The organism is Lederbergia citrea (assembly GCF_018343525.1).
GTDB lineage: Bacteria > Bacillota > Bacilli > Bacillales > Bacillaceae_C > Lederbergia > Lederbergia citrea.
The window spans coordinates 1,047,952-1,066,034 of record NZ_JAGYPH010000001.1; the positions used below are offsets into that span (position 1 = coordinate 1,047,952).

Below are 18,083 nucleotides of genomic sequence, written 5' to 3' on the forward strand. Positions count from 1 at the left end.
ATTTGCATCTTAAAAATCTATATATACTAAAACATACATTTTATAGACTTTTAACTGCGTTTTTTTATTTATTGTTAGCACTCCTGCATCGTTAAGTGTCTGTAAAAGTTCTGAAATATTACTAGTAGTTTGTCTAGTATTCTCTATTCTCCCATATCTTGAAATTTCTCTCTCATTGCTAACTGTGAATATTATTCGTTCTTTAGCTCTCGATAATGCAACAAAAAACGCATTCTTATCAGCTTCTTTTTGAGTAGAGAAACTCCAAAAAGCCTTATCCTCTACACCAATAAAAATTACAGTATGATACTCCAATCCTTTACTTTTATGAATAGTCATAATAGGAATACTATATTCTCCGATAAAATCGCAAACCATTTCTTTTACGGAAATACCATCTGTATAATTTAATTTCGATATCATCTTTTCTATTAATAGATTTAAGTAATTTCCTTGATTGTATTTAGGATAAATAGACTTGATAATATCTTCATCCAAATAATCTATTATTCTCCTTAAGATACTTTCAAAATTAACATTAAAGTTACTTTCATCTATATTAGCAAAACAAACTTTAATAATTGATAACAAGTTAACTAATTCTTGTTCAATAGACATATAATTTAAACTCTGTACATCCAAATCTCCGTACTTAATCTCGATAATTTCCTCAATTACATTTAACCATAATTCTGGAGATTTCTCTTTGTAAGTTAACTCCAAAATTTTTATTAAAAGTATAATTATTTCTTCTGATAATAGATCTTGATAATCCTTTTCAATTCGACTCTGAATATTTAATTTGGATAATTCAGTTATAATAGCTGATGCATAAATATCCTCTTGTTGTTTAACAATAATACAAAAATCCTTCGGTGTAAGTTGTTCTTCTTCAATCCATTCACTGATACTTCTAGCTAATATATTTGCTTCGCTAACATGGTTTTCAAAATTCCACACTTCACATATTCCATCATCTTCATTCCAGTTCCCCGCTGCTTGTACTTCTACAGATTGATTATTTAAAGTTTGTGAAAAAACATTTTGTATATACACCAATTTAGGAGCTGACCTAAAGTTACATAAAAGTGTAGACTGCTGCGCATTAAACTCTGAAGTAAATACTTCAAATGCATTAGGTAAAGCCCCCGCCCACCCCATTATTCGTTGTTTGTTATCACCAACAGCTGTCAATATCGTATCTGATCCTAAAAAAAACGTTTTTAATAAGTTATATTGTAAATCCGTAGTATCTTGAAACTCATCGAGAAATACATGACTGTATGTGGCTCTTAGCGCATTTACTATTAACGGATTTTGACTTAATAGATATTCAACTAAGATAGATATCATTGGGAAAGTTAGTGAACTTTTAAGGTTACCTTTTCCTTTGATTAAAACATTCCATAATCTATTATTAATCCAAGAATACAAATCATTATCGAAACTTACTAATGGTAAATTGGAACTTTTTAATGTTCTCATTAATTGATTAAAATTATATTCATATTGCCAATTATTATAATGAACATTTGTTTCTTTAATATATCCCTTTACAATATCATCAATATTTCTTTCATTTAGGATTATTTCATAGTCCTTATTCGGTTTATACTTCTTTGGTAATGCATTTAAAAACTGTTCTAACAACCCCTTAGAAAAAGCATCAAATGTTTTAGACTCAAATCTTCTAACCACATCTTTTCCATACCTTTTTTGAACACGTTCTTGAAGATTTCTCGCTGCATCTGATTTGAAACTAATTGCTAAAATCTTTTTAGGATAAGGACATATATTTGTTTCAATTAAATACCCCGCTTTATGAGCTAATAATTCTGTTTTTCCTGCTCCTGGTCCAGCAGCTATCGCTATATTTTCAGGATATTTAATAGCTAATAAAGCCGCGTCCTCTAATACAATATCTTTAGAAGGTATCCATTCATTTGCTTCATTACTCATCTAAAATTACCCTCCTTCTGATAGTCCAATTTTTTCTCTAATTCTATTTGCAAGTCTAATCAGTTCTGCTGGAGCTTTTTCAAGTAATTTTGTAGTCTCAATATCTGCAAGTGCCGCAATATGTGTACTAGGTTTTCCTCTACCTAAAAATAATGAATTATACCAAATCATTATTTTTTTCTCTTCGTCCGAATATGTTTTTGCTAAGGCAGTACTACTTTTTAAAGTAGCATGTATTGAACTCTGTAACTTCTTATTAAATTGTGTAGAATTTTCATCCTCGATATCTCTAGGACCTTGTTTCATAGTTTGATGATATTCTTCTTCGAACTCTTTTAACATAGAAAAATCAATATCTAAAGGATATGAAAAGAACACATCTTCTATTTCTAATTTGTTTATCCACATATCCATGTTTGCTGTTTTTTCAACATCTCTTTTATGAAACTGTTCAATTTCATCCATAGTATAAATATAATCGGTTTTCTTACCGGATCTAGTCTTTTTAACCTTCAGAAGATTTTCCGAAGTTCTATCATTGGCATGAAGCTGGGTTAAAACATACTTAATCCTTCCCCACCCTCCACCATTTCTCTCTCTATCTAAATCTAACAGTGTAACATAGGGTATTGATAAATCATTTAATAGTTTCCACATGTGATTAACATGTCTACCGCCTAAAGGTACTATAGAAATATTAAAATCATCTAAAAATATATCCGAAGCATTTAGTAACTTAGGTAATATTATTTCTTCACTATCACCTTCTCCTAATACTACTAATTTCGAGAAGTATAAATCCGGATACGCCTTAACAGCTTCTTTAATATAAGTGTATGCTTCCTCACTTTTTTCTGGAAGAGTTATAGAATTCACTATTGACTCAGAATTTTCTATTTGTAAATGTCTTATATAATCCGGATCTATTTTGCCTACTATTGATGAATTATGTGATGATAAAATAACTTGTGCATTATCTTTTTGAGCTATTTCTTTTAAATTTCTAACTACCCTTCCTAATAAATGTTGTGAAATATGATTTTCTGGCTCTTCAATAGCTAATATGTTTAACAACGGCTTATCTTTTTTATCTTGTTTATTTTCAATTTCGAGTAAAGCAGAAACTAAGGTTATATAGAATAAAGATTTTAAACCATCACCAAGTTCTTCCACTTTTATAGCGTTACCATCAACGCTAGGATTAAATAAAATCTCCACATTTTTCAAAAAATCATCTAAAGTATTACTGTTAAATTTTAGATTGCTATTTGAATATCTACGATCTTTGTGATATTTATTCCACTGAGCGTTTAATATTTCTTGAACGTTCTTTATCCCTTCAACACCCATAAATAAATCTTCAATAGGGGCTGTTAAAGCCTCAATTTCTTCATCCAGTTTTTCTGGCCATTTAATCCCATCAAAAATTCTCCACAATAGTGTTCCAGAAGCATTTTTGAGCTGACTAGTTGGATTTCGCATAGCTGGTACATACATCATTTGAATTAAATTTTTATGATGTATAGGTACTTTAACTAAGTCTTCATCTTCTTCATTATCCCCATAGGGTACTTTTATATAATATAATTCTTGTTCAATATTACCTTCAGGGGATGAACCCTGTAGCCATTTCCCTTTTAAACGAATTCTTAAATACGGAGCTTTACCAGTTTGCTCAATGACTAAATGTTTAATAAATTCAGGGATTGTTTCTATTTCTCTTGGAGATTGACTTTCTAATTCAGGGAATATTATTTTTGCTTCGATAGAAAGATTCAATTCTTTAATTAATGAAATAGCGGCATTACTAGGAATATGGAAATCCGTTTTCACTAACGTTCTATCGATATTTTTCTGCCCAAACAATCTTAATAGGGCTGTAATCAGACTTGTTTTCCCTGAACTATTTGCCCCTATTAACGCAGTTAAATCATCTATCTTAACAACCTGCTCATCTTTACCAAAAGACCTAAAATTATTTATATATAACTCAGTAATTATCATTCCAATTTCCCCCTTCTATTTCTTATTATATAATAAAATACCTACTTCGATTTTACTTCAATCTTACTAATCAGAGAATTACTCTACCAAATTACATTAAAAATATTGAAAAAACTTTATGTATTCATTTAAATTTGCTAATACTCTTAGAAACCTTACATTTAACTGTTATTCTAAAAGTATAAACAAATAACTTTTTTACTTTCATTCTTATACTACTAATAAAATTTTCTATTAAATCACTACTGTGATACTTATTCCAACAATCTTTATTTGACTACGTGTGCAAATAAAGATTCTTAATCCCATTCTATCTAACTCTAGATAGATTAATAATCTTCTCTAAGTCCTATACTTCAAACAATTCAAAATCACCTTTCTATCTACTAATCTCCGAACACCCTTTAACAATTCCATAAAGTTTTTCAACTTATTTCACATATATCGAATAATCCAAACGGAAGCACCCGTGGGACCTAGATCCCGGCCGCTAAACTGTTCGCCCCCTACTTGTAGAAACATGATTGAGGCTGGTTGGGACAAGAATCCCGTATAACAAGCGAAGCTATGATACTGCAAGATAATTGAATCTAACTGAGGGAGCTTAGCTAATCCTTCTTTGATTAACGCACCCGTTAGTTGAATAAGAACAGAGACGCTTATTACAATCGCACCTGATTGTTGAACAGTTCCCACTCAATTTTTGTTAATTTTAGCCCTATTGGTCTTTTATAGACACTAATGAACTATTCTTTTAAATAAAAGCCAATATTGTCTTTTCCCCCAAACCATTTATCGGCTATTTCGTCTGTTGTTAAGATGAATAAATCTTTCACAAAGATCCATTCCATATTATTCTCTGATTCAGGCTCAAAACTTAACATTGTATCCCTCAAAGTTTCCTCATCTTGATAAAGTGCAGTAATTGAGGCTTGAATCAATACGCGACCTAATTTTTGTTGATCCAGTTCTACTATTTTCACATTTATCGCTCATTCCATTTGTACTGTCTCCTCAAAGTTGACTAAGTTACTTTTCTGAGGAAGCCTTGTTTTAAGCTAAATTACAACAAAAAAAAGAACTGCATTAGCAATTCGATGATCTTTCACAAAACACCACCCGTTACCGGTATTAAACGATTATGAAAAGTGTAGAAAATAAAACGAGTGCTATCATAATGATAGACAATATTTTTCCCGTTTTTGCTCCCCAATCGTTTTTAAACTTATATCCAACAATAAATGCTAAAATATAGAAAACAGCCGCATAGTATACTGTGTAATGTATACCCTCATCACCATTTGACCAAGGATTCACACCTATAAATCGTAATATATTATCCCCTACAGAACCGTGTTTTTTGAATGTTGAAGAAAACAAAACCCCTACTATAATTAGCAGTAATGAGCTCGAACCTAATCCCATTTTCTTTCGGGTATTAATCGGTTCAACACGAAGTTCAGTCAACTTTTTAATCCCCCTTGTAAAATAGAAACCGAAATTGTCGATCAACAATCTGGCCAGTTTTTTGAACTTAAACAACACTCTTCAACTAACCTGCCACGTTTGTAAAATTCCGGAAAATTTTCCTTTAATGGAGCAACTTTATTATTACTTAACAGGTTCTTAATCCACAAGAAAAACCGGAATCCATTTTGGCAATCGATTTACAATCATACGGCGTATACATCAGGAGATTCTTTGCCTGCTGTATCCTCTCTTTCTGAATATAATTACTGATGGTAATGCCTTCACTGCGAGAAAATAAATGAGACAGATAATCAGGATTAACAAATAAACTTTCTGCAATCAACTTTACTGTTAACTTTTCATGCAAATGTTGAAAAATATACTTTTTGCACTGATCAATTAATTTATTTCCCTGATTCACAGATTTCCTTACCGCCTCCCGGTGCTCGTGTACCATTTGTGTAAAAAATATTGGCATTTCTATCGCATCTTGTTCTAATTCTTCAATACTTTTGGCTTCATCTATTTTCATGGCCCAGGAATCTCCTGCGGCAAAAGCATCATCCGAAATAACCCCCCCATCTATTGCAGCTCTCGCATAAATTGCCATAGCACAGATGAAAACATTTTTTCTGGAACGCAGCGGATCTCTGGAGAGTTTTCCTACCTGCCCGCCCATAGGTTCATTTATGCATTTCTCAATTCCTTCCAGATCTCCATTGCATATACATTCCAGTACTCTTTTTTCTCTCATATAGGAATTATGAACAATATTGTTTTCCTGCATTTGAAATTTTAATTGGAAGATATTCTTTTTTATATTTTTATTATCTAAGGTATCACTCATAGTACACCTCTCTCTTTTCACTCTGATTTATCTGTAACACTTAACCATTGCAAATAAGAATAAATCGTATGATTATCGAAAAGGGTTTCGATAGGATAATGAGAACCTTACTTTTCTACCAAAATAGAAAAATGGCTACCAATCTCCACGCTCGGTATCATAGAACGTTTGCTTTACAATCAAGACTGCCACTATAAAAGTGGTTACAATGGCTGAATACAACAGCTTGTCTGGATATGGGTTGGTAAAGAAAGGTAGCATTAATTATCATCCTTTTCTATCGTTTCCATGTAAAGCAGGAAAAAGGGAACATGCGTACTATACGATATTAAGTATATTACATTTTTGTCCACTTTTCTATAAAATAGAGATAGCCAAATCACAAATACAATTTTTGATACCACCTTATTCAAGGAAATCACGCTTGGTTAGACCTGTCGGACTTAATTATGCGACCATGATTTACTCTTAAATGCTAAAAGGCGGAGTCCTCTATTTGAAGATACGCCTTTTTTATATGCCTATTGTAGGTTATACTACTTTAGAACGCTTTACTGTTACCATTCCAGTGCTTAAAAGTGGTTTATGACATTATGAAGTTGTATTAGTAATTACAGACAATGAATTGGTTTTTGGAACCAAAAAACAGGAAATTGCAGGAAGCGGACGCTAGATACAGGCCCCCCTCATGAATGGATACCGTTCTGAAGCGTACTTAACTTTTTTGTGTCTAGGGATTGACATAGATCTAGCTATTTTTACTAATTTATGCATCAGTAATCTCTTTGATTAATTTATTATTTATTTTGTTTAAGTATAATCTTATATCTTCATCTTTAATATTTCCTTCTTCTGAGGAAGCTACAATTATTTGTAATTGTTTAGGAAATTCTTCTTTTAATTGATATAATTCATCTAAAAATTGATTGAACGTATCCAAGTCCAAATTTTGCTGTCTCGGTTCATCCAATACTAAAAAGTATGGATGATTTGTGGAATCCCCAAATATTAAACATGTCTTCAATAATGCTAAATAATAGGATAAAATAATTCTTATCAATCCGCTGCTTGAAGTAATATTGTATAGGTTGACCCCCTCTATTTTTGGATAATAATCTTCTCTATCGATTTTAATTTGTTCGTATATCCGAGTGATGACAGAAATGTTCTTTTTTCCTTTATCCTTGATTGACTTATCTAAATTATCGACTTTATCCGTGTCAAAGCCATCTTTTAAGAAGTCCAATTTAAAGAGAATATCTTTGAATTCCTCTTCAAAGCTTCCAAGTTTTTCTTTATCTGTATCTTCACTTGCTTTAGCATCTTTAATACTCTTTTTCAATTCTTTAATTTTTAAAGCTATTTTATCTTTTTCTTTTGTGATATTTTCGTACTTTTTCAGCACTTCTTTATCTTTCTCTAATTCCTTGATTTTATTTTCTATTCGGCCAACTTCTCTTGAAAAGTAATTATATTGCTCCATGCTTTGCGGTTTTAGTTGGTCTTCATAACTATCCATTGTCTTCCTCAACTCTTTTAGTTCCAAACGAGCTAAGAATAATTTATTCGCTATTTCTTTTTTTGCATCTTCCTTCTTCCCCATTAATCTTTTGAAATCTTTCAGCTCATCCAACAGATAATGCAGCGTTTGGACGGTATTATTAACATTTTGTAACTCTGAACCACATAAATCGCAACAACCAGAAGACAATTCTTCTTCTTCCTTAATATTGACATCATTCAAACACCTTGGACAAGTTTCAATAGGCAAAATTCCGATTAGTTTTTTGGCAGTTTTAAGCTTATCATTTTTCTCTATATCTGATTCAATCTTGGTTATGTAATATTGATATTGGGATATTTCAGCTTCCAGTAATTCTAATGATTCTTCATGCCTTTTGGCTACCATGGTCATATGACGATATTTAGTGCGAATTTCTGTTAGGACGTTATCGACTACACGATTCCCTTTTTCCATTTCTAATATTTTCTTTTGAAGGCCAATTACTTCGTTTTTCTTATCCCTAATCTCAACATCTACTTGTTTTGATTTATCGTGGGACAGCAATTGCACTACTTCTTGCAAATCCTTTAAAGAATTCACCTTTTGTCTTAATTGTGAATTGTAAAAATCCAATGAATGTCTATACTTTGCAACATCCGCATTAGAAAGGCCTAGTAAAAATTCAAACGCTGTTTTCTTTACATCTGCAATTTCATACTTTGGGTTTGTCGCTTGGATATCTGTCCACGCTTCTTGCGGGACAACAAAGAGCGGCAAAAGGTTTTGGATATAGAAAATCAATCGTTCTTCTTTAGTATCATCCTCTTCCTCTGAATCCTCACTTACCTTGCGAATTGGTTTCATTTCTAAGAATGAAAATAAAAATTCTTGATATGTTTGATTACCAATTATATTTTTATCTTTGTTAATTTTATAAAAATCTTTCCCTTTTGCGCGGTCATCTAGTGTTTTCCCCGTATCATGTTCCTCTAATGAAACTTTTTTAAAAACAATAACTGGCTCGTTATTATCAATAGCATCCCTTAATACAACGACTCGATTACCATTACTTTGTAATTGTAAGTAAATCTCAGCGTGTTCAATTCTTTCATCCATAAATTTTCTTAATAACAATTTAAAGTTGATAATTTCTCTTTGCTTTTTCCCGTATATGGCTTCACCGTTCAGCCCATATACAATGCTTTCAATTAATGTAGACTTCCCCAAGGTATTTTTACCAAAAATCATATTTACTTCACTTATCTTGTTATCCACCAAAAAGTTAAGGTAACGACCATATTTATTACCGCTCTTAGCTAAAATCCTTATCTTTATCGCTTCAATAAACAAAATTACTCACCTTCAATTCCTAGCATTAGTGACGGAAAATGCTTTCTTATATAACCATCAATACGTTCGTTTGTTGCATTTTTAGGAAAGATAGCATTGATGATTTCCATTCTATCTACCCAAACTGGTTCTTCTTCGATTATTTGTTCCGAGATTTGAATCCCGAGTTCAGTTAAAGTTAGACACATGGCTTTTTTACTTTTATTGAAATTAGTGAAATCAACTTTAATCAACTTTTTACTCACCATATAACTCAAAATAGAATCATATCGATGATCCCAAGGTCCTCGTATATATTTAATCATTGGCGAAAGCGCCCTCTCTGTTTCAAATGATTTAAGTTTTAACCCGTCTAATAGCTTAGGCTTCTTTTCAATTTCAATAATCCGTTTTAAATAGAAAGGATAACGAATTAGAAAATCGAAAAATGAAAATTTTCCCCTTCCATAAATCGTATTATGGCTGAAAAAAGGTTCATTAATAATGCCGCATATTCGAATTAAAAGTAAAATTCTATAGGCATGAAAATCATAATCATTATCGGGTTGAATGTATTCCTGTTGCTCTTCTAAAGGGGCCGTTTCCATAATCACATCATTTTTGATTAATATATCGAAAAAATCTTCTGTCGAGTTTTCCTTTTTCTCCATACTTCCCTTACCTTTCCCTATGCCATCTTAAGAAACACTTCGCTGCCATGTGAAACATTTGTCCATAAACAACTTCAGTGTCCACAACGAACTTCTTAATTTTCATCTGTTCGTTAAATTCTTTCAAAGCTAATGTTAAATCTTTTTTGAAGGCAAGATAGAATCTTGCTGATGAAATCTCGCTGTCTAATTGTAGCTCTATTACAGCATCATTACATATTCCTTCTATTTTCTTTTCCAATTTTCTTATTTCATCGTACTCACGATGAAAATTTTGAAAAGTAAGCCTCTGCAGATACAATAAGTACCTACATCGTAATTCGGTTGCCGTTTGAAGCAAATTATTTCTAATTTCCTCATCTAATCCTTCAATTTTATGAAACTTCATCTCCAGCTTACTTTGTTCCTCATTATTTTCTTGTTTAATAAATTTTTCTACTTCTTCAGGTTCAACTATCGGCATCTCAAACAAATGATAATCTGCCTCATTAGAGGATGACTGAAATTGATTTTCAAGCCTGTTACCCAAAGAATCAATATCTTGCCTAATTCGATTTTCCGAATCAGAAATATTCTGATTAACACTTGAGAATCCTTGGTCTATTTTTAGCCCTAATATGTCAAACCCTTTTAATACTTCCTTATCAATACCTGAGCGAATGACATCATCTGTTTCTCCAAGAATTTTTTCTAACAAGTTATTATCAAGAAACCTTTGTTCCCTTTTCTCTTTTACAGCTTTAAAATTAATCTCCGTAAGTAATCTTCCAAAATGCAAATCAATTCTGTTCTCTTCTTTAGAAAGGCTCTTTAATTCCTCGTTCACCAGCTCTTTTAAAACTTCAATAGATTGAACAGCATCTATACTTTCAAATACCCATGCTATCCGGTTTGTAAAATCTTGCATGATTTCATTGTCATTAATTTTTCCTTCAAAGATCGTTGCAAGATTCAAAAGAGCTTCAAGCTCTTTATCTAGCCTTTCAATTTCTTGAAGCAATTCTTCACTTTCTTTTGAGGCACTTTCAACTTTTGCTTGGCGAGTAGTTATTTTTTTTTCGATAGCTCTTTCCATTGATTTCTTTTCACCAACAAATACCTCACGCAAAATTTCCTTTGTCTTTTTTATACACACATTTCGAATTTCTTTATTTGTATGTAAAGCCCCCTGATGAGTCATCCAATTCTCGATAATGGTATCTCGATTTGAAATATGAGTATTAGTTTCAAAAACATATTCCCCTTCATAATCTTCATAAATTAGATGCAATAGAAAATAATTATAAAAAGACTTTTTTATCTCCTCACTATTTATATTCAATGCCGTGGAATAACATTTCAATTGGGTGAACTTAACTGTCTGTTCCATCAAATTAATTTCTTTGATGTCATCATCCACTTCACAAAAAATGGTAATATCTTTCTTATTTTTATAATTATCCAACCAAAGCAACAACGTTTTTAGATACTGATAAACAAAACCCCTGTTAGAACCAGGGGCATCTGTATCTTTTTTGAATATGATCAGTTCATTAGTAGTCATCTATTCTATTTCCCCCGCCAAACATCTATTTAATTAAAGACATTTTTCCTACTATTCTACCATATTTAAACAATCTATACTTTCATTAATTTACTATTATCAAAAATTGCTCAAATCTGACGGAAAAACTACCTACAAAATTGCATACTTATCAAGCGAACTAACTAAATAAATAAATATCTGCAATGGTTGCGTCAATCTGGAATCTAGTTCCAGGCCCATTTGCTTTCGAATTAAAATTACTTAAAATCGTACGATGCTTCAAATCAAGCAGTCTGCAAACTTAAATTACTATTTTAAACAAGCCGATCCCACATTATTGTTTAGTTGGTTCGAAATACACAAAAAAACAACCCCTTAAAAGAGGTTATTGATGTTGTTTATACAGTGAAACAGCGTTTTTTAATTAAATACAAGAATAATTCCTCAATTAGTACGCACAAGAGGAAAACCACCAATAATTCGTAAAACCTTTCCTGCTACTTTGTTTCAATTAGAGACACCTCATACCAATGATACAAATTTATTCTAATTAAAGAGCAATAAAGTTTACTAAAACAACCTTTATATTTAATGTACATATTTTTTATAATCAGTGCCTGCACAATCATAAATAGTCCACCAACGGTCAATGCAGCTGGTACATTTAGTGAGATAAATCCAATCATAATCGGAGGTACCAAGCTCATAATAGCCATTTGCTTACGCTGTGCTTTTTCCAAGCCAATAAGGACCGCTACTACTTGGATATAGTTAATAAGTGTAGCCAAAATAACAAATAAAATATCTGTTTCACCCTAAGTTAAACGACCACCTACTAAAGCAGGTGGATTTTGACATAAATGTCGACGACTAAAGTCGTATTTCGGGCTGAAGTCCCGCTCAATGTCCATAAACTGAAGCATACTCAAAATTTGACTGAACTCATTCTTCAATCTGGAATAATTCATCTTTACCTTCATTGAACTGATTTGCAATATAGTTTCTTATTATCTCTTTCGTTACAATCCCAACCGTTACACAAAAGTATCCTCTTGCCTATAATTGCGTCCCCCAAACTTTTTCTTGAGTTCGGAAAATTCATCCTGTAATAATCTCGAAGAGCGCCCTTTAAATACTGCAAAATTTTACTTGGTGCCATACTCGGCGGATATGATAACAGTAAATGTATGTGGTCTTTTCCTACACTGCCTCGCAAAATTGTAATTCCCCTGGCCTCCAAGCACTTTATATCTATATTTTATGACCCATATGATATAGTACTTGATATCATAAACCGCATGGCTACTTTTTCTATCTCCGTCCATACTTTCACCTCATCCATTAGCATTGACATGCTTGGGCTGAATTTTTCACCTTTTTGCGTTAATCCTTCTTTGATTAATGCACCCGCACCTGTTAGTTAAAGAGACATTTGAAAATGATGACAAGTAGTATCTAATCCACCTTTGAGGTAAAATCTATGTGCATCGTGTCTATGAACACCAGAATCTAAACGAAATTGTTCACAATCATTTTCCTTTGCATGGCTTATTAGCCAATCCCATAGGATTTTCGCATATCCTTTTCGACGACTTGTTTCACCCGTAATCAAATCATCTACATAAAAATAATTCCCCCAAGCTAGAGATTCAGTAATCCTATATCTAGCTGCAGCTTTAACTTCATCATTTTCAATGACTGCAACTAAATTAAATCCATAATTATCTTGCAATCGTCTAATTTTCCCTATAAATTTATCTTCTGTTAAATGTGGACGAAGTTGTTTGAAAGTGCTAAAAGTAGACCTTATTTCTAAATCAGATTTCATTATTTTTACACTTGGTTGAATTGTATGTATCCCCTTATTATTTTATAAAATTCCCTTAAGTAATTCGTTATTCTTGTTAAACTATCCCGCCCGTTACTTGAACAAGAAAAAAGCGATTCCTCGTTATTCTTCAAGAATCGCATCCTTTAGTTAAATACCGTTCTTTCTTACAACGTAAGTGATAGCATTTGTATTTAATAATAATTCTTTTTCATCACGAACAATTTTATATTCTAACGGCTTAACCAGTTGGTTTAAAACTGCCCAACCTTCGTATATTCCATTTTATTTATTTATCATATCTTCTGTCTTAATATTAATCTCCATCATAACGTCTAATTTTTTGTTGCATTCTATATCAATTTCTTCTACTTCTGAATTAACAATAATACAGTTTATGCCCTCATTTTTTGTTCCTAATGCCATTTGTCTAATCACACTTTCAAAAATATCTTCCGATTCAACGTGTTCTAAAGTTGATACGGCAACAATGAAATCATATTCATTTTTAGTAATCTCGTAATGTCCTATATCTGCTTTTTTTGTTTCAATTACTTCTTCTACTTCATACTCTTCGCTATCTAGTTTCAATTTATCTAAGGCAGAATCTAATAAATCTACACAAACAACTTTTCCATTTTTATTTTTTATTTCTTGTGCAATTGGGATACTATTTATCGAATATTTATTAGCGATTCCTTATGAATGAATTTTCGCTACATTATGATTAATCCAGCCATTTAATCAGCGTTTTTCCTACCTCTTAAAAAAACTATTAAAGAATGATTCAATGTATATTTGGAATAATACCTTTGTATTTGTAAAGTTAGTCAAAAAGGAGGGAACCAAAATGGATATTCAAAAATTAGCCGATCATGAGTCATTGGATCTACATGAAGTTATTAATTTTAAAACCCTATGCTTAGCGAAATCAAAACTAATGCAAGGACTGGTATTTGATCATGATTTGAGAGCATTAATGCAAAAAGATGTTGAACAATCCATGCTAGCGCTTGGAGAATTACAGGCAATATATCAACGCGCACCTTTTGAAGCTTCAGTTCCTCAAAACCGGCCAACACCAATAATAAATTGAAAAGGAGGCAAATCATTGAACCAGGACTATTTAGACCCTATAAACGCGCTACACGTACCAGAGCTAGCAGATACCACATTTGCGATGGATTTACTTCTTCGTGCCAAAGAAGGTGTGCGCAATATTGCTGTTGCATTAACGGAGTCTGCATCACCTGATGTAAGAACCCTCTTACGAAACCAGTTAATGCAAGGGATTGCCATGCATCAAGAAATTACAGAACTAATGATTAATAAAAAATGGTTCCATCCATACGAACTAAGTGAACAGTATAAACTAGATCAACTCTCTGCCAACAATACATTGATGATTGGCAAAATGAATCTATTCCCTGTTGAGACCAATAGAAAAGGTATGTTTGACCGGACACCTGATGATCACTAACACTGGAGGCTGTATAGCATGAAGGCAGTAACGTATCAAGGTATTAAAAATGTTGTAGTCAAAGAAGTTCCAGATCCAAAGATTGAAAAACCAGATGACATGATTATTAAAGTAACGAGTACAGCTATATGTGGGTCTGATTTACATTTAATTCATGGCATGATTCCTAACCTGCAAGAAAACTATGTTATTGGTCATGAACCAATGGGAATCGTCGAAGAAGTTGGTCCAGGTGTGACTAAACTAAAAAAGGGAGATCGAGTAATTATTCCCTTTAATATAGCATGCGGTGAATGCTTTTTTTGTAAAAACCATTTGGAAAGCCAATGTGATAATTCTAATGATAATGGTGATATGGGTGCCTATTTCGGATATTCTGGTACGACGGGGGGCTATCCAGGTGGGCAAGCTGAATATTTAAGAGTGCCATTTGCCAACTTTACTCATTTCAAAATTCCTGAGACTTGTGAAGAACCAGATGAAAAGTTAACAGTTATTGCCGATGCGATGACTACTGGTTTTTGGAGTGTTGACAATGCAGGCGTAAAGGATGGAGATACAGTTATTGTTCTTGGCTGTGGTCCAGTTGGTCTTTTTGCTCAAAAATTCTGTTGGCTAAAAGGAGCAAAGCGTGTCATTGCCGTAGATTATGTAGACTATCGTTTGCAACACGCCAAACGTACCAACAAAGTTGAAATTGTAAATTTCGAACACTTTGAAAATGTGGGAATGCATTTAAAAGAAATGACGAATGGCGGCGCTGATGTTGTCATTGATGCAGTTGGTATGGACGGTAAAATGACTGATATAGAGTTCCTTGCTAGCGGAATGAAACTTCAAGGGGGAGCGTTTAGCGCGTTTATCATCGCTTCACAGGCAGTTCGAAAAGGCGGAAACATCCAGGTCACAGGCGTTTATGGTGGAAGATATAATGGATTCCCAATGGGTGATATTATGAACCGAAACGTCAATATACGCACTGGACAAGCACCTGTGATTCATTATATGCCATATATGTTTGAATTAGTTTCGACCGGAAAAATCAATCCAGGAGATGTCGTAAGTCATGTACTTCCACTTAGTGAAGCAAAGCGTGGCTATGAGATTTTTGACACAAAAATGGATGATTGTATAAAAGTCGTGTTGAAACCTTGAGGAAGGAGGTATAAAAAATGAAGTACGCCTTACATGAAGTTCTTGAGGTCCATGAGATGGCTGCATTTAAGACCACTTGTTTAACTAAATCAAAAACGATCAAAGCGTTAGTTACAGATCAGCTATTAAAAGATATTATGCAGCAAGATATTGATGTATCTACGAGACAATTACAAGAATATGCTTCTATCCTTTCCAACGCTAAGCAGTAAATTAGGAGATGAATGAACATGAATCCAATCATTGAAACTTTAACTGGCATGGACGCACTATCCGATCAAGTCGTTGCAATGGATCTACTCATTTCAGCTAAAAGTGGAATTAGAAATTATGCCATGGCAGTTACGGAGGCAGGAACACCGGAAATTAAAGAAATGCTCACTCGCCATTTAGTTGAAGCTCTTGATATGCATGAACAAATATCCGCATATATGGCAGAAAAAGGATGGTACTATGCTTGGGATACAAACGAACAGATCAGTTTGGATTTAAATAATATCAATACAGCATTGAACTTACCGACATTATAAAAAATTTCCAGGAACAGTTTAACACTCAGCAGATGAACTGTTCCTATTAAACCATTTTGAGTTTATTTAGCAGAAGTAAATAAAGTTAATACTTCTTGCTTATTCGTGTTTGTTTTATACTATATAATGAAAACAATTAATTGACTATTTTTATTATGAAAAGGTCGGAGCAGGAAATTCATCAATTTTGATACGAAGTAAGCTATAAGGTTTCTGTCGTAAGTCTTTTCCATAATGAAATCTAGGCTGTCTATGTAATTGGTTCACAATTACATATAAATATTGATCCGGACCAATTGAAAAAGTATCCGGCCACAAAATTCTCGGATCATGTGCGATAGTCTCCATTATGCCATTTGGCAATATCTTACGTATACTGTTGTTTTCATAATCTCCAGCATAAACAGTTCCCTTTGCATCGGTGATCATTCCATCAGACGCACCTTTTTCTCCCCAATACTCCACATGATAAGATAAATCCATGTCCGGTATCGTTCTGTCTCTCAGGGCTTCTGTTGAGATCGAGAACAAATGCCGACTGGTTAGTGGAGCAAAAAATAATATCTTTCCATCGGGAGAAATCGCAAGACTATCAGACGCCAATCTAAATGGAGAAGTTGAACCGTCTTTGTTTCGATTCATTAAAATTTGACCTTCTACTTTCGGTAATAAATAGGGATCGGGTGAAGTTGAATTTGTTCCATTTAACCGTCTAAACGCGTTTCCATTTGATAAATCTACGACGATAATAGCTCCTGGTCCTCTTGAAGAAGAATCCGTTATATAGGCATAACCTGCTTTTCCAACACGAAAATCTAAACGGACATCATTCAGATAAGTTGTAGGCAGGACAACATCTTCTGTAAAGGTATATACTTTTCTTATTCTATTGGTTTCTAAATCAACAGCGACTAATTTTGCCCCCCCTTTAATAGGTTCAGAAAAATTGGGTGCCGCCGTATCTAATATCCAAAGCGTTCCCCTTCCATCAGCAACTACACTTTGGACACTGATGAAAGTCATTGTGATATTCTCGGGGTTAACCAAATTGGTTTGTAAATTAGGATAAGGGTGCAATTTATCCTCAACAATTTCCCCCACCGTAAATTTAACATCGTCTCCCCATTTCGGAAAGCAAATAAAAATACGACCGGTTTCTGAAACAGTAACACCTGTAGGCATAGCCCCATAAAATGCATAAACTAGTTCTAAATTACCGAAATATTTTTCACTAGGTAACATAGGTTTCATAATATCCTCCTCAAGCATTCAAACGGGATATCTACTATATATGATTTATATTTTTTCTAGTGCATGTTTCTTAATAAGTTTTTCTATACGAAAAGATGATTGAATTGATTATTTTCGAAATTTAATAAGTCTGTCAGAAGAAAGGAAACATTTTAATTTAATGGTCTCCAGATAGTAGAATTCAATTAGCAGGTAGCGAAGTTCAATATTCCCGAATCAACATTAAGCTGTTATAAATAATTGGGAAAATTTTCCTTTTTAACTTTGTGAAAAAATGTACTTAAGCTAAACTGCCCTTTAGTTCAATAACAAAGAAGTCACCAAAAATGCCAGCTAGATCTTTAACTCTTTCCCCTGTTACTTCAACAAGGAATTTGTTAAAATGACTCCCCAATAAAGAAAACTCATAGTAAAAAAAACTAACACAAATGTTGTAATTGATTTTGGAAATTTACGATAAAAGTATATTAATGCTAACCCTATTAGTATGTGAATGAAAGCAAAAAGAATAAGACTCATTTACCTCACCT

General features: G+C 32.9%; 18 protein-coding genes and 1 pseudogene. 5 read left to right on the plus strand and 14 right to left on the minus strand.

Annotation, left to right across the window (positions count from 1 at the left end; translation table 11 throughout):
- Positions 1-9 precede the first annotated feature (9 nt).
- The 13 genes and pseudogenes from KHA88_RS05420 to KHA88_RS20875 all read right to left on the minus strand — a co-directional run.
- The gene (locus KHA88_RS05420; protein WP_213121513.1) at positions 10-1,959 is read right to left on the minus strand and encodes a UvrD-helicase domain-containing protein; all 1,950 of its coding nucleotides are present in this window, start codon (positions 1,957-1,959) and stop codon (positions 10-12) included.
- Positions 1,960-1,965: 6 nt separating this feature from the next.
- Positions 1,966-3,963, minus strand: coding sequence for an ATP-dependent nuclease (locus tag KHA88_RS05425; RefSeq protein ID WP_213121514.1), 1,998 nt, complete (start codon positions 3,961-3,963; stop codon positions 1,966-1,968).
- 435 nt (positions 3,964-4,398) lie between these two features.
- On the minus strand, positions 4,399-4,659 hold the full coding sequence (locus KHA88_RS05430; protein WP_213121515.1) for a hypothetical protein: 261 nt from the start codon (positions 4,657-4,659) through the stop codon (positions 4,399-4,401).
- Between the two features lie 50 nt (positions 4,660-4,709).
- Complete coding sequence (locus KHA88_RS05435) at positions 4,710-4,946, minus strand: hypothetical protein (RefSeq protein WP_213121516.1); 237 nt, start codon at positions 4,944-4,946, stop codon at positions 4,710-4,712.
- Positions 4,947-5,094: 148 nt separating this feature from the next.
- Positions 5,095-5,430 (minus strand): hypothetical protein, encoded by a 336-nt coding sequence (locus KHA88_RS05440; RefSeq protein ID WP_213121517.1) that lies wholly within the window; start codon positions 5,428-5,430, stop codon positions 5,095-5,097.
- 148 nt (positions 5,431-5,578) lie between these two features.
- Entirely contained in the window at positions 5,579-6,280 is a 702-nt protein-coding gene (locus KHA88_RS05445) for a helix-turn-helix transcriptional regulator (protein WP_213121518.1), read from the minus strand.
- A 766-nt stretch (positions 6,281-7,046) separates the two neighbouring features.
- The gene (locus KHA88_RS20870) at positions 7,047-9,134 is read right to left on the minus strand and encodes an SMC family protein (RefSeq protein ID WP_249312912.1); all 2,088 of its coding nucleotides are present in this window, start codon (positions 9,132-9,134) and stop codon (positions 7,047-7,049) included.
- Between the two features lie 2 nt (positions 9,135-9,136).
- Entirely contained in the window at positions 9,137-9,784 is a 648-nt protein-coding gene (locus KHA88_RS05455; RefSeq protein ID WP_213121519.1) for a hypothetical protein, read from the minus strand.
- Positions 9,785-9,791: 7 nt separating this feature from the next.
- Positions 9,792-11,327 carry a dsDNA nuclease domain-containing protein gene (locus tag KHA88_RS05460; protein WP_213121520.1) on the minus strand — a complete coding sequence of 512 codons (1,536 nt, stop codon included), beginning with the start codon at positions 11,325-11,327 and terminating at the stop codon, positions 9,792-9,794.
- Positions 11,328-11,806: 479 nt separating this feature from the next.
- A complete protein-coding gene (locus tag KHA88_RS05465; RefSeq protein ID WP_213121521.1) occupies positions 11,807-12,097 on the minus strand; it encodes a hypothetical protein in 291 nt (96 codons plus the stop codon).
- A 188-nt stretch (positions 12,098-12,285) separates the two neighbouring features.
- Positions 12,286-12,549 carry a transposase gene (locus KHA88_RS05470; protein ID WP_430413693.1) on the minus strand — a complete coding sequence of 88 codons (264 nt, stop codon included), beginning with the start codon at positions 12,547-12,549 and terminating at the stop codon, positions 12,286-12,288.
- A gap of 180 nt (positions 12,550-12,729) precedes the next feature.
- A complete protein-coding gene (locus KHA88_RS05475) occupies positions 12,730-13,137 on the minus strand; it encodes a GNAT family N-acetyltransferase (protein ID WP_249312914.1) in 408 nt (135 codons plus the stop codon).
- Between the two features lie 150 nt (positions 13,138-13,287).
- Positions 13,288-13,812 (minus strand): annotated as a pseudogene (locus tag KHA88_RS20875) (class I SAM-dependent methyltransferase); the annotation flags it as partial.
- Between the two features lie 175 nt (positions 13,813-13,987).
- On the opposite strand from KHA88_RS20875, the gene KHA88_RS05485 reads away from it, so the two are divergent.
- From KHA88_RS05485 to KHA88_RS05505, 5 genes are read left to right on the plus strand one after another with little or no spacing between them, the layout of a single operon-like run.
- Entirely contained in the window at positions 13,988-14,233 is a 246-nt protein-coding gene (locus KHA88_RS05485; protein WP_213121522.1) for a spore gernimation protein GerQ, read from the plus strand.
- 15 nt (positions 14,234-14,248) lie between these two features.
- Positions 14,249-14,617, plus strand: coding sequence for a spore coat protein (locus KHA88_RS05490; protein WP_213121523.1), 369 nt, complete (start codon positions 14,249-14,251; stop codon positions 14,615-14,617).
- A gap of 18 nt (positions 14,618-14,635) precedes the next feature.
- A complete protein-coding gene (locus tag KHA88_RS05495; RefSeq protein ID WP_213121524.1) occupies positions 14,636-15,772 on the plus strand; it encodes a zinc-dependent alcohol dehydrogenase in 1,137 nt (378 codons plus the stop codon).
- Between the two features lie 17 nt (positions 15,773-15,789).
- A complete protein-coding gene (locus tag KHA88_RS05500; RefSeq protein ID WP_213121525.1) occupies positions 15,790-15,984 on the plus strand; it encodes a hypothetical protein in 195 nt (64 codons plus the stop codon).
- An 18-nt stretch (positions 15,985-16,002) separates the two neighbouring features.
- On the plus strand, positions 16,003-16,302 hold the full coding sequence (locus tag KHA88_RS05505) for a spore coat protein (protein WP_213121526.1): 300 nt from the start codon (positions 16,003-16,005) through the stop codon (positions 16,300-16,302).
- Positions 16,303-16,455: 153 nt separating this feature from the next.
- Here KHA88_RS05505 and KHA88_RS05510 read toward each other — a convergent pair whose 3' ends face one another.
- On the minus strand, positions 16,456-17,553 hold the full coding sequence (locus KHA88_RS05510; RefSeq protein WP_213121527.1) for an L-dopachrome tautomerase-related protein: 1,098 nt from the start codon (positions 17,551-17,553) through the stop codon (positions 16,456-16,458).
- Between the last annotated feature and the right edge of the window lie 530 nt (positions 17,554-18,083).

Excerpts from the sequence above, each read along its gene's own strand:
- KHA88_RS05420 (WP_213121513.1), bottom strand. The coding sequence starts at position 1,959 with ATGAGTAATGAAGCAAATGAATGGATACCTTCTAAAGATATTGTATTA.
- KHA88_RS05495 (WP_213121524.1), top strand. The coding sequence starts at position 14,636 with ATGAAGGCAGTAACGTATCAAGGTATTAAAAATGTTGTAGTCAAAGAA.
- KHA88_RS05455 (WP_213121519.1), bottom strand. The coding sequence starts at position 9,784 with ATGGAGAAAAAGGAAAACTCGACAGAAGATTTTTTCGATATATTAATC.
- KHA88_RS05500 (WP_213121525.1), top strand. The coding sequence starts at position 15,790 with ATGAAGTACGCCTTACATGAAGTTCTTGAGGTCCATGAGATGGCTGCA.
- KHA88_RS05445 (WP_213121518.1), bottom strand. The coding sequence starts at position 6,280 with ATGAGTGATACCTTAGATAATAAAAATATAAAAAAGAATATCTTCCAA.
- KHA88_RS05485 (WP_213121522.1), top strand. The coding sequence starts at position 13,988 with ATGGATATTCAAAAATTAGCCGATCATGAGTCATTGGATCTACATGAA.
- KHA88_RS05475 (WP_249312914.1), bottom strand. The coding sequence starts at position 13,137 with ATGAAATCTGATTTAGAAATAAGGTCTACTTTTAGCACTTTCAAACAA.
- KHA88_RS05505 (WP_213121526.1), top strand. The coding sequence starts at position 16,003 with ATGAATCCAATCATTGAAACTTTAACTGGCATGGACGCACTATCCGAT.
- KHA88_RS05510 (WP_213121527.1), bottom strand. The coding sequence starts at position 17,553 with ATGAAACCTATGTTACCTAGTGAAAAATATTTCGGTAATTTAGAACTA.
- KHA88_RS05425 (WP_213121514.1), bottom strand. The coding sequence starts at position 3,963 with ATGATAATTACTGAGTTATATATAAATAATTTTAGGTCTTTTGGTAAA.
- KHA88_RS05460 (WP_213121520.1), bottom strand. The coding sequence starts at position 11,327 with ATGACTACTAATGAACTGATCATATTCAAAAAAGATACAGATGCCCCT.